We start from the raw sequence: 12,769 nt of genomic DNA on the forward strand, positions 1-12,769 counted from the left end.
ACGACCGGTCCGTACGGCACCCCGCGCCGCCGCCTCGCGGTCGGTCCAGGGTGTGAGCCGGGTCTTGCACAGTGATCGGATGTCTTGGAGGATCGGCCAGTCCGGACGATGGGCCGCGCCCGGTGTCCGGACTCCGCTCCACCACAGGGAGACATAGATCATGAAGTTGCTGCGTGTCGGTACGGCAGGGGCGGAACGCCCGGCGCTGCTCGACCAGGACGGGACGACCCTCCGGGATCTGTCCGGCCTGGCCACGGACATCGACGGCGCGCTGCTCGCCGACGATGCCGCGCTCGAACGGATCAGGGCGGCCGCCGCTTCCGGGGAGCTGCCCGCCCTTGACGGCGCCGGGCTGCGTACCGGACCACCGCTCGGCCGGATCGGCAAAATCGTGTGTATCGGACTGAACTACCACGATCACGCCACCGAGACCGGTGCGGATATCCCGGCCGAGCCGATCATCTTTTTCAAGGCACCGGACACAGTGATCGGACCTGATGACACGGTGCTCGTGCCGCGCAACAGCCGTAAGACCGACTGGGAGGTCGAACTCGCGGTCGTCATCGGGCGCACCGCCCGCTATCTGGAATCCGCCGAGGAGGGCCTGGCCCACGTCGGCGGGTACGCCGTGTCGCACGACGTCTCCGAGCGGGAGTTCCAGATCGAGCGCGGCGGCACGTGGGACAAGGGCAAGAACTGCGAGACGTTCAACCCGCTCGGCCCCTGGCTGGTGACGGCGGACGAGGTGCCCGACCCGCAGGCACTGGCGATGAAGCTCAGTGTGAACGGAGAGGTCAAGCAGGACGGCACGACCGCCGACCAGATCTTCCCGGTGGGCGAGATCGTGCGGTACGTCAGCCAGTTCATGACGCTCTACCCGGGCGACGTCATCAACACGGGGACGCCGGCGGGCGTGGCCATGGGCCGGCCGGAGCCGAAGCCGTACCTGCGGGCCGGTGATGTGGTGGAGCTGGAGATCGAGGGACTCGGCCGCCAGCGCCAGGAGCTGAAGGACGCGTAACGCGCCGCCTGCGGGCGGGCGCGCGGGCGGGAGCGCGCGTGAACGGGCGGGCGAGAGCGCGCGAACGGGCTGGTGTACGGGCGGACACGGGGCGTACGGGCGGGCGGGGCGTATGGGGCGTATGGGTGCGCGCTCCGGGTGGAGTGGTTCGTATGCCTGCCGCTCCTGCCCGCCCCGGCGCCTCCCGGCAGTGCACCATCGCGACGGCTGTCTCGAACTCCCTTAATGCTGGGCTGTGTTGATGGCGCCCGCTAGAGTTGTACGGTCATCGGTCGGCGCGACCACGCCGGGTAACGACGGTGACGGTGACGGTCGGGGCGACGGCGTAGCCGTGGCTGGGCTGGGCGAACGGGGAGAGGGGCTGGATCTCGCGATGGCGAGTGGACAGTACAGGGTCGATCTGAATGCGCTGGACGGCGTGGTGACCAAGCTCAACGCGGTGATCGCGGATTTGGGCGAGGCGCATACGAGTTCTTGTTACAGCACCAACTTGGCGGCGGGGGCGCTCGGTGTTGTTTCTGTGCCGGGAGCAAAGTTTACCGAGGCAGCCGCTTTGCATATTGCCCATGACGAGATGAAGAAACATCTCGAAGAGATCGTCGATCATATTCATGGGCTGGTGGATGAGTTCGGTACGAAGACGAGGAAGACGCACGGTGCGTATCAGGACCAGGACGCGGCTGTGAAGGCGTCGATGGCGGGGGGCGAGTAGGTCATGGCGGGTGGCGGCGCGGTGGATGACTTCACGTACGACTATGTTCCGGCGGAGAGGTGTTTCAACGAGTCGCACACGACGGATTTCGCTGGTCTGACCATGGATCAGATGAAGGCGATGGTCGTGGGGGCGAATCCGGGTGAGGTGCACAACGTGGCGACCGGCTGGGGTGATGTGAACACCAAGCTGGTCGGTGAGGGTGGTGGGGGTGGTGTCCGTCAGGCGTTCCTGGCGGCGGTGGACGAGGTGCTGGAGCACTGGGAGGGTGACGCGGCGGACGCGTTCCGGGCCCGGGCGCAGGTCATCGGGGTGAAGATCCAGGACGGTGCGAAGTACGCGGAGTACACGTCGACGGCGATGCGCAGTGCGGCGACGGTGCTGGAGACCATCAAGCCCGAAGTCGAGGCGATGGAGAAACCCGGCACACTGGACAGCTGGGGCGACACCATCTCGGATGGTTTGAGCCGTGACGATGCCGGCCTGAAGGCAGACCAGAGCAAGGGCATGTCCACGCAGGATGCGCTGGACAGGAACAAGGACGACCTGTCGGCGGGCAAGGAAGCCCAGCTGCGGATGGCTGTGAAGATGGAGCAGCTGGGGGCGGCCTACGCGTCGCAGGCGAAGGCGATGGGGTCGTGGCGCAAGGGGGGAAGCCTCAAAGATGACGATGACTATCCCGGTGATCCCGGGGGTATCGCGCCTGTTCCGATCGTGGCGGTTCCTACGGAGGGTGGTCCCCGGTTGGTGGGGAGGGCTCCTGCTGGTGGGGGCGTTGCCGGGGGCGGTACGGGGGGTTCGGCTGTTGCTCCGTCGCCGAATTCTCCGCGGCTCGGTGGCGGTATCGGGGGCGGTTCGCCGTCCAGGGGATCTTCTCCTTCCGGTGTCGGTACGGATGTGGACGGCATCGTGTCCGCGGGTCCTCGTGGGGGTGGTGCCGGGGTCGGTCCCGGGGGCGGTGCCGCAGGCTCCGCGGGGGTGATCGGTGGCGGGCCCGGTAGTACGGCGGGTGCGGGTGCCGGTCTCGGCGCGGGGGGTTTCCCGGGTGTTCCCGGGGTCGGTGCCGGTGTCGGGCGTGGTGGTTCCGTCGTCGGCGGGTCGGCCGGTACCGGCGCGGGTGCCGGGCGGCCGGGGATGGGTGCCGGTGGTGGTGCCGGGGCGGGTGCGGGGCGTGCGGGAGCGGCCGGCGGCCGGGGTCCGCTGGCCCGTGCGAAGGGCGGGACGGTCGGTGCGGCCGGCGGCAGGCCCAGCCCGGCGGGCGGGGCCGGATCCGGACTGCACGGCAGCCGCGGCGGCAGCGCCGAAGGCCGCAAAACCTCCGGAACCTCCAACGGCGCCCATGGTCCCGGAGCCACCGGCAAGGGACGCGACAAGGACAAGAACGGCAAACAGCGCCCCGACTACCTCGTCGAGGACGAGGAAACCTGGGTCACCCAGCAGAACGTGACCCCCCGAACCATCGAATAACCACCACCCCGCCACCACCACAAGCGATCATGAAACGGGGCCCACCCCACCACACAGGTGGGCCCCACCGGGCGGGCAGAGAGGACAGACACAGCATGGTGCTCACGCGGACGCTGCGCATCCTGGGCAGCGCGGCAGCAGCGGGAGCGCTGCTCCTCACCACGCCACCCACCGCGACCGCGGACCAGGTACGGAACGACCAGTGGCCGCTCCAGGCCTTCGACGCCGACAAAATCTGGCAACTCGCCACCGGCAAAGGCATCACCGTCGCCGTCATCGACGACGGCGTCGACGCCCACCACCCCGACCTTGCGGGCAACATCCTCCCCGGCAAAGACTTCATCGACGGAGGCTCCACGGAGCCCGATGGAACCGATCACCATGGCACTTCTATGGCTGGAATCATCGCCGGTCATGGCCATGGACCCAACGGTTCAGAGGGGGTCAAAGGCCTGGCCCCGGGAGCGAAGATCCTTGCTATCCGAGATTCAGGGCTAACTTCTTCCCCGTTTACCGAGTCAGTTCGATACGCGGTGGACCACGGCGCCTCTATTATCAGTATCTCGCAGGCTGCTAACCCTCCAACCAAGCAGGGTGCAGAGGCGATTGCCTATGCACTCAAGAAAGATGTCCTGGTCGTGGCCTCAACCGGCAACGACGGCACCGGGGGAGATCTGCCGATCTATCCCGCCAGCTATCCAGGTGCGGTAGCCGTAGGCGCGGTCGGGAGCTCTGGCGAGATCTGGGGGAAGTCGAACTTCGGTCCGAAGACCATGCTGACCGCCCCTGGTGTCGACATCGTTGCCGCCGGTGGGGTCAGCTCTGACTACAACGAGGGTGACGGGACCTCCAACTCCGCCGCCTACGTCTCCGCCGCCGCCGCCCTCCTCCGGGAGAAGTTCCCTGACCTCACCGCCGGCCAGATCGTCAACCGCCTCACCAAAACCGCCGGACTCCCCTCCTCGGCCAAGGGCATCAAACTCCCCGACGAGAAATACGGCTACGGCTACATCCAGCCCCTCGCTGCCCTCAAGAACAACATCCCGCCGGGCCCGGCAAACGGCCCCCTCATCATGCCCGCGCCCACGAACGCGTCCGAGCCTGCCGCCCCCGGTGCGCAGGCGGCGGATGACAGCGAGTCCAGCGGCGGCCTGACCACCTCGGCCGTCCAGGGGCTGGCCACGGCGGGGGTCGTCTTCCTCCTCGTCGTGGGCGGTGTCACCCTGCTTGTCGTCCGGAGCGGGAAGCGCAAGCGCCGTGCGGCCGAGCAGCGGAACCAGCAGTCTGTGTACGGGAGTTACTCGCCGCACCAGCCGCACCAGCCGCACCAGCCGCCGTATCCGCCGCAGCCGCCGCAGCCGAACTCCGGCTCCGGCCCGTACCAGCAGCAGTCCCCGCCCTCGGGGCCGCCGAACCAGCCGCCGACCGGGTACAACCCGTACCAGCAGTAGAACGCCGCGCCGGACAGGCCCCCTGCGGCCTTCGCCTGCGCCCAAAGTGCTCTGCTGGTTCTGTCGTGCATCAACTGACCTATTGATGCAGGCAGTTGAGATACCAGTCAGGCCGCTGGTACGTTCGTGCGAATTCGTTACGAGGGCGTCGACTCGGCAAGGGGCAGTCGCGGGCAGGAAACCCTCGGAAGAGCGGCCCCGGTCCGCCGCCTCGATGCGGCGACGGCCAGGCGGCGTTCTGCCCGTGAAGTGACGACGGCCTCGTGGCGAAGCTGCACGTCGCCCTCAGTTGTTGAGGGTTCCAGGGGTCTGACGGGGGTTGTGCTGCTGTGTCGATCATGCTGCCGGACGAGGTCGAGTGGGTCCTGGAGATGCTCGGCTACAACTGGCCGACGGCGGACGAGGACAAGATGTTCGAGTCCGCGGGGGTGTGGCGGACGTTCGCGGCGGACGTGCGGCAGTTGCGGGACGCGGCGGGGAACGCCGCCTCGAATGTCCTCAAGCACAACGCGGGCGAGGCGATCGACGGGTTCCGTACCGCCTACCAGAAGTTCGATCATGGCTCGGACGGGTATCTCGCGGACGCGGCCGAGGCGGCGGAGATCATCGCGGGTGTGCTGGATGCCGCCGCGTATCTGGTGATCACGTGCAAGATGATGGTCATCGCCCAGCTTGTCGCACTGGCCTTCGAGATCATTGCCGCCCAGGCCGCGGCGCCTTTCACGTTCGGTCTGTCGGAGGTGGGCGCGCTCGGTGCGACGCAGGTGACGCGGCTGATCGTGCGGCGGATCCTGGACGAGCTGAAGGACGCGCTGGTCGAGGCGATCGTGGAGACGATGAAGGAGCCGGCGATCTCCGCGGTGGAGGCGATGGTCAGTGACCTGATCGCCCAGTCGCTGAACGTCAGCTTCGGTGCGCAGCGCGGTATCGACGTCGGTCGTACGGCGTCGGCGGGCGGGGAAGCGGCCTGGGAAACCGCCAAGCAGACGCCCCAGACCTTCACGGAGGGGGTACGCGACAGCCTCGGCCAGAAAGCGGGACACAGCGCGCGCCACGCTGTCGACAGCCGGTTGGGCGACGGCCACGGCGACAGCGGTGACGACAGCGGCGACGACGGCGGTGACGGTGGCGGTGGCGGTGGCGAGAGCGGCGGATCGCGAACCGACGGGGAGGCGGCCGCGGATCGCGCGACAGCATCCTCCCCGGGCTCCCCGGGCTCCCCGTCCACGTCGTCCGATACGTCAGTACCCGCGTCCGCGTCCGTGTTCGCGTCCGCGCACGCGAACACGGACAACAGTGCGGAGACTGGCGTCGGCATATCCGCCGATACGGACTCCGGGGTAACCGTCTCGGCGGATGCCGGTACCCGCTCCGCACCGGACCCGGGGCAGGACAGCCCGATCTCCGCTCGTACCCCGCTGCCGGCCAGCCTCTCGGACTTCGACGAGCCGTCACCTGGCACCCGGGGCTCCCATGGCGCCGCCAACGGCTCCGGTCCGACCGGAGAATCCCCCTCGCACGGCTCGGCGGTCGGCAATCCCGTCTCCTCACCCACCCCGCACAGCACGCCGACACCGGCGTCGGGCGTCCCGGGTGCGCACCCCCCGACCGGCGACGGACGCGGCGGCATCAGCATGTCGGTGGACAATCTGGCCGCCACCGCTCCCACCGCCCATCACGACCCGACACCCGCATCCTCGTCTACGCAGAGCACCCCGGAAGCGCCCACCGGTAGGCGCCCTGACGGAAGCAGCCCGATCCTCAACGGCCCTCATCCGGCGGGTGGTACGGGCGGCAGTACAGGGGGCGCGCGGCCGGAGGCGGGAGGGGCGCCCCCGCATCAGTCACCCACCGCCCCCAGGACCGGTCCGCCACCTTCTCCGGCCCCCGCTGCTTCCCCCAGCCCCGCGCCCTCGATGCCCCGCGGCGCATTACCCGCGACCGGTTCACCGTCCACCAGCACCCCGGCGCCCGCCGGTAGTTCACCGTCCACCAACACCCCGACCTCCCCGGGCGCCCCGACCTCCCCAGGCGCCTCGACCTCCCCAGGCGCCTCGACCTCCCCGGGCAGCCCGCCCTCCACCAGCACGCCGCCCACCGCCGGGAGCGCAGGCGCCCCAGGCGCGCCGGGTCGTCCCGGTCACGGAGCGCCGAACAGCACCCCGGGGACTCCGCAGAGCCCGCAGCCTCCCCAGAGCCCTCAGCGCAGCCCCCAGCAGTCCGGCCATCAGCCTTCGACGCCTCCCGCGACTGCCGTCCCGCCCCCCGTCCACCTCACGGTCACCCCGCCCGCCGCAGGACACCCGACGCCGCATGCCCAGGAGCACCGGAGCGATCTTTCTGAGCGTCCCCCGGCCTCGGCGACCCGGAGCGCCACCCAGCCCGGTGGCGTCACGCACCCCACCCGCGACGAGCAGAACGCCTTGGACCGGGCGGTGCCGCGCGACGAGGACGGCAACCCCACCCGGCCGCCGGATCCGGCGGCCGGGCCCTGGGTCCGGCACATCAACGGCGATGGCCCGGACACCCCCGGGCGTAACAACAACTGCGTCGACGTGGCCCTCTCCACACTCGACACCTACTCCGGCGCCCCGACGGCGGCCGGGGCCCGCACCCCCGACACGACCCCCGACGGGTATCCGTCCGACCGTGGTGAGGCCGGCGGCCGTGACCGTGTCGAGCGCACCCTCGGCGCCCGCTTCAGTGATCTGGGCGACGGCACCCGGGCCTACAACAGCCTGGAGCGCACACTCCGCAACGCCGGTCACGGCTCGCAAGCCGTCATCATCACCCAGGACAACCACGGCCGTGCCCACGCCTGGAACGCCGTCAACCACAACGGCACCATCACCTACATCGACGCCCAGACCGGTCGCACCAGCCGGTCCCCGATCCACAGCGGCAGCAACGGCGTCTTCGCCCTTCCCGTGGACGCCAACCGCACGCCGGTCCCCCCTGCCCACACGCCCGCCGCGACCGCCACGCACGCGACGGACGCGCGCTCCCGCCCCGCACCCGAAGCCCCCGGCCGCCGCGCACCGGACGCCCCCGCAGGCGCGGCGCCGGGCAATGGCAAGGATCCTGATTCCGATGCCGAGGCTCTACGCCAGGCCGGACTCTCACGACTTCGAGATCCGGAGACCATCGACTCGTTGCCGCATCACGGCATGTTGCCTATGCCGGATCAGCAGAATCTGCGTCGGACCAACGACGTCCGGCAAGTCGACATGGACCACGTTCATCGGCAGCTCAACGAATGGATGACACCCGTTCCCGTCAAGGCTGACGACGGGACGGGAAAGATGGTCATTCCACTCGTGGACGTGATGCAGAGTAGCCGGCCGTCAAAACCGGACGATCCTTCCCATCAGTCGGTCATCCTTCGCCACAGTGATCTCAAGGAAAAGCTTCCGGGGTTTGAGCATATGAATCCCGGAGAGCGGGGGGCAGTCATCGCGTCCCTTGCCCGACTGAGCATCAGTTTTCATGAATCGCATGCCGTGGGCGCGAGTCCGGAACCTTCTGATGGTTATCCGTCGCATGGTTCCGAGGTGCATCGAGGGACGAAAAAATGGCCTGCGAGGAATCGCGATGATGCTGACCTCAAGGAAGCCATCAAGAAGGCATTCGAAAAAGACAGTATACCTACAATGCTGGAGTCCTCCGATCACCGGCCGGATTTTTCGGGCCGCAATTATGCCGCCATCGAAGTGCACGATCCGACGACGGGGGGCATAAGTTGGGTGGTCGACAGCTCCTACCCCAATCTTGATGGAGGGGCCGGGAAGCACTCGGAAGGCAACATACTTGACTATATTGACCATCTGAATTCTGGGCGCGACGCCGGGCAGGAGTATGTCCCCATCAGCCTCTTCACGGACCGGGAGCCGTGTGGCAAGGGGCGGGGATATGCGAACTGTGCGAGAGCCCTCTCCAACCGCATTTCCGGAGTGGATGTCTTCTATGGGACCGGATACCGGAAGGAAGCCGAACTCGTAGAGAATGCCGATCCCAAGGAGAATCGCAAGAAGAGGAATGACCAGGACCTGGCCCGTAATCTCGCCGCACTTGGTAAGGTGTGGGTTCGAACGATGACCGAGGGAGGCTTGTATTCCTCGGAGAGTTCCCCGAAGGCGGGGAAATGAGGGCATGGGGTCTATATGGTGGCTGAGGCATCCCGGTGCGGTTATGACGAAGCGCGGAACGCGATTATGGAGTGGGTGTCCGATTCCGATCCGAAAAGTGGAAGGCTCTTCCTCGACGGGGAATCCATGTCCGGTAAGAGCCGACTGCTGGAGGAACTGCCCGAGCAGGCGGCCAATGCCGTGCTCGTCGACGCGGCCGGGCTTTCCGCCGAGGAGTTGACGGATCGTGTGATGCGGGCCGTCGGTGTCTCGTACGGATCGTTCCGTGATCTCTTCGATCTCGAATCCGACATGGAGGAGCTGGAGGAGCAGCGAGTCGTCCTCCTCGCCAATACGCAATGGTCGGGAGCCACCCGTACGACGGTCGAGCCCCGCCGGATCATGAACCCGGTGGTCAGTACCTTCGCTTCGTACTTCCGGCGCACGGGAGTCCGGTTCGTCGTCGAGGTGGACAGCTCCGTGGAGAGTCTCCACGAGGGCGCCGAGGCGGTGCTGCTGGAGAGCGAAGGCGCGGCGGTCGCCTTGCCGGACGGGACGCGCGAGCCCCGGCGGCTCTCCGCGCTGCGGGCGCTGGCGCTGGCCGAGCCCCGGCGGGTGCGCTTCGAGGAGTGGGCCGCGCTCTGCGCCGTGCTCGGACACGACATCGACGAGGCCGAATTGCGGATCCTCGCAAGTGACCTGACGCTGCTGTGTGTCGACGAGGAGCCCGAGTTCCCGGTGCGGTTCGCCCGGGAGTCGGTGGCGCGTCGGATCCGGCGACAGATGCCGGCCGAAACCTTCCGCGCGTGTCAACAGACCATCGTCCGGAGGCTGTTCGGCAGCGGATTCGGCAGCGGTCTCGATGGCGGTCTCGATGGCGGCTTCGACGGCGGGGGCGGCGATCCGCTCGCTGCCTACGCGGTCAGGGCGCTGCCCGCCCACGCCGCCGCGGCCGGTCTGTTCGAGGAGTTCCTGGCCGACCCCCGCCATCTGGTGCGGTGCGAGTACACCGCCGTGCTGGAAGGGCTGGGAGCGGCCTTCCCGGACGGTATTCCGGGAGGCTCCCTCGCCGCGCGGCTGCACTACCTCCACCGCTTGGGCCCGGCCCCCGCCTCTCAGGAGGAGTGGGTCTCCCTGCTGCACCACAACGCGCTGTGCTGGGACGACACGGAACGCGCGGAGGCATTCGCGTCGGCCGCCGGGCCGCTGCCGTGGACGACACCATGGACGAACTGGCGGCCCGGCGGGTCCGGCCGCATCCCCGCGACACGGACCTGGACAGGCGCCATCGAGTACCTGCGCGCCGATCCCGCGAGCGGGCGGGTGATCAGTACGAACGAGGACGGTACGGAACTCCCCTGGGACGCCGCCACCGGAGAGCTGGTGGAGGGGCAGGGGCCGGAAGAGGGGCGAACGCCGGAGCCGCATACGTCCGTCCCGCCGCCCCTCTGGCGGCCCGACGTGAACAGCCGCGAGGTGCGCCTGGAGCTTGTCGCCGATCCGAGCGTGACGTGGACGCTCCCCCTGGCGGGCGCCACGGACGCGGTGGCTGTCGGCGAGCTGGTGGTCCTCGGCGGCACCGGGTCCGTCCACGCCGTGCGGATGGACCCGGAATGGGCGGCCACCCACACCGCGCCCAAGGCCCTGCCCCAGGTCGATCCGTACGGTCGCGTCACGCCCCGCCCGTGTGACGAGGAAGTCCGCCATGCTTCCCGGGCCCGCCTCACGGCTGTCTTCGGCTCGGAGAACGTCCCCGTACTGAGCGATGACCGGCTCCCCGCCGGACTCACCCACCGGAGCACCCGCGACTTCCTCACCCACACCGGATTCCCCGCCGTCTCCGGCTTCTACAGCCTCGACACCGTGAATCTGGGCGTCACCGGACTCCGGGAAGAGCCCTGGCAGGGCACCCGGTCGTACGAGACACCGCAAGGCGACGGGCCGTTCTACCGGCTCGGGACCTGGATCGGCGGCGATCTCTACCTCGATGGCACAACCGGCCAGATCCTCCGTCAGGCCACCGGCGATTCCCCGGACGCCGCCTGGCCCGGTGACCCGTTCGTCGGCGCTACGGCGGCCCAGTTCGCGGCCATGGTCGCCCTGCAGTGGGAGTACATGCTCGCCTACACGCAATCCGGCGGCGCGGATTCCGCGGATGTCCTCACCGAACTCGGCGCCTGGCTCTCCGCCATCGATCCCGCCGCCGCCTCGTCCCGCTCCTGGCAGCACGTACAGGAAGCGGACAACTTCCCCTACCTGTAGGCCCGCGACGGCCCTGACGGCGGAGCTCCGCCGTCACGGCCCGTCGCGCGGTCTCCGGGAGGAGCCGCGGGTCAGCCGCGCGGCAGGCGGTCCAGCGCCTCGACCGCCAGGGCGTGGTCCTCCGCCTGGGGCAGGCCCGAGACCGTGACGGTGCCGACGATGCCCTGGCCCTGCACGGTGATCGGGAAGGAACCGCCGTGCGCCGCGTAGAGCTCCGGCGCCAGACCCGAGGACTCCTCGAACGTCGTGCCCTCGGCCCGGAAGCGGGCGCCGACCAGGAACGAGCTGACGCCGTAGTGCGCCACGACGCGCCGCTTGCGCTCGATCCAGGAGTCCTGGCCCACCGAGGACCCGGGCAGCGCCGACCGGAACACCAGCCGGTCGTCCAGGTGGATGTCGACCGTCACCGGCAGCTCGCGCTCCCGCGCCAGCTCGGCCAGCAGACCGCCGAGTGTCCAGGCGTCCTCGTGGGTGAAGCGGCTCAGGACCAGGCGCGCCTCCTGGGCCTCGATGTCGGCGACGGTGACCGGCGGGGCGGCCGGTGGTGTGACCGGCGGGGTGTTCGCGGGGGTGCTCATGCGTGGGTCTCCATCGTGATCGTGACGCCTTCCCGGGCGGAGCGGCGGGCGGCCTCCAGTACGTCGAGCGCCGCCGCGGCCTCGTGAGCCGTCACCGGCGGTGTCGACCCCTCGCGCAGGGCCTCGGCGATCCCGGCGTAGTACGCGGGGTAGTCGCCCGGCTCCGTCTCCACCGGCTCACCGCCGCCCGTGACCGGCGACTCGCCCGCCCCGACGCGGCCCCACAGCGACTCCGGCTCCACGCCCCAGCCGGTTCCGGAGTCCGTGCCCGGCCGCTTGCCGTCGCGCAGGTCCGCCTCCTGGGGGTCCAGGCCGTACTTCACATAGCCCGCCGCCGAGCCCAGCACCCGGAAACGCGGGCCGAGCTGGGCGGTGGTGGCGCTCGCGTACAGGTGGGAGCGGGCACCGCTCGCGTGCGTGATCGCGATGAAGACGTCGTCATCGGTCGCGGAGCCCGGACGGCGTGCGTCCACCTCGGCGTACACCCGGACCGCCGGGCCGAACAGCGTCAGCGCCTGGTCGACGATGTGGCTGCCCAGGTCGTACAGCAGCCCGCCGATCTCCTCGGTGGCCCCCGACTCGCGCCAGCCGCCCTTGAGCTGCGGACGCCACCGCTCGAACCGGGACTCGAAGCGCTGTACGTCGCCCAGCTCGCCGGCCTCGATGAGACGGGCGAGCGTCAGGAAGTCGTTGTCCCAGCGGCGGTTCTGGAATACGGAGAGCAGCAGTCCGCGCTCCTCCGCGAGCGCGGCCAGCTCACGGGCCTCGGCCGCGCTGCCCGCGATCGGTTTGTCCACGACGACCGGGATGCCGGCCTGGAGGGCGGCCGTCGCGATCGGGACATGCGTCTTGTTGGGGGAGGCGATGACGATCAGGTCGAGGTCGCCGGCCCGCTCCCACAGCTCGTCCGGCGAGGCCGCGAACCGCACGTCCGGGAACTCGGCGCGCGCCTGCTCCCGCCGCTCCGGGCTGGAGGTGACGACCGTGTCGAGGACAAGGCCCTCGGTGGCGGCGATGAGCGGGGCATGAAAGACGGAGCCCGCCAGGCCGTAGCCCACGAGTCCGACGCGCAGAGGGGTGCCGGTACCAGTCATGCGCCCACTTAAGCAACGCTGTTGCCAAAGTGCAAGGGCGGTGGACAATGGCCGGTGTGA

8 protein-coding genes are annotated in these 12,769 nt (G+C 69.4%); 6 read left to right on the top strand and 2 right to left on the bottom strand.

All coding sequences use genetic code 11. The annotated features are described in order from the left end of the window. The first annotated feature begins 160 nt into the window (after positions 1–160). The 6 genes from ACIBAE_RS04565 to ACIBAE_RS04590 all read left to right on the top strand — a co-directional run bounded on the left by ACIBAE_RS04565 (position 161) and on the right by ACIBAE_RS04590 (position 11,037). Entirely contained in the window at positions 161–1,021 is an 861-nt protein-coding gene (locus ACIBAE_RS04565) for a fumarylacetoacetate hydrolase family protein (protein ID WP_399282318.1), read from the top strand. A gap of 331 nt (positions 1,022–1,352) precedes the next feature. Beyond that, positions 1,353–1,733 (top strand): hypothetical protein, encoded by a 381-nt coding sequence (locus ACIBAE_RS04570; protein WP_399282319.1) that lies wholly within the window; start codon positions 1,353–1,355, stop codon positions 1,731–1,733. A gap of 102 nt (positions 1,734–1,835) precedes the next feature. Then, positions 1,836–3,200, top strand: coding sequence for a hypothetical protein (locus tag ACIBAE_RS04575; protein ID WP_399282320.1), 1,365 nt, complete (start codon positions 1,836–1,838; stop codon positions 3,198–3,200). A 95-nt stretch (positions 3,201–3,295) separates the two neighbouring features. Next, positions 3,296–4,651 carry a S8 family serine peptidase gene (locus tag ACIBAE_RS04580; RefSeq protein WP_399282321.1) on the top strand — a complete coding sequence of 452 codons (1,356 nt, stop codon included), beginning with the start codon at positions 3,296–3,298 and terminating at the stop codon, positions 4,649–4,651. 614 nt (positions 4,652–5,265) lie between these two features. After that, the gene (locus ACIBAE_RS04585) at positions 5,266–8,796 is read left to right on the top strand and encodes a toxin glutamine deamidase domain-containing protein (RefSeq protein WP_399282322.1); all 3,531 of its coding nucleotides are present in this window, start codon (positions 5,266–5,268) and stop codon (positions 8,794–8,796) included. A gap of 75 nt (positions 8,797–8,871) precedes the next feature. Further along, positions 8,872–11,037 carry an SUKH-4 family immunity protein gene (locus ACIBAE_RS04590; RefSeq protein ID WP_399282323.1) on the top strand — a complete coding sequence of 722 codons (2,166 nt, stop codon included), beginning with the start codon at positions 8,872–8,874 and terminating at the stop codon, positions 11,035–11,037. 71 nt (positions 11,038–11,108) lie between these two features. Here the strand turns inward: ACIBAE_RS04590 and ACIBAE_RS04595 are convergent, their stop codons facing one another. Both ACIBAE_RS04595 and ACIBAE_RS04600 read right to left on the bottom strand, forming a co-directional pair. Next, positions 11,109–11,615, bottom strand: coding sequence for a heme-degrading domain-containing protein (locus ACIBAE_RS04595; RefSeq protein WP_399282324.1), 507 nt, complete (start codon positions 11,613–11,615; stop codon positions 11,109–11,111). After that, a complete protein-coding gene (locus ACIBAE_RS04600; protein ID WP_399282325.1) occupies positions 11,612–12,709 on the bottom strand; it encodes a Gfo/Idh/MocA family oxidoreductase in 1,098 nt (365 codons plus the stop codon). Before ACIBAE_RS04600 ends, ACIBAE_RS04595 begins: the two co-directional genes overlap by 4 nt. Positions 12,710–12,769: the final 60 nt, after the last annotated feature.

This window comes from Streptomyces sp. NPDC051569, assembly GCF_044454085.1.
Taxonomy (GTDB): domain Bacteria; phylum Actinomycetota; class Actinomycetes; order Streptomycetales; family Streptomycetaceae; genus Streptomyces.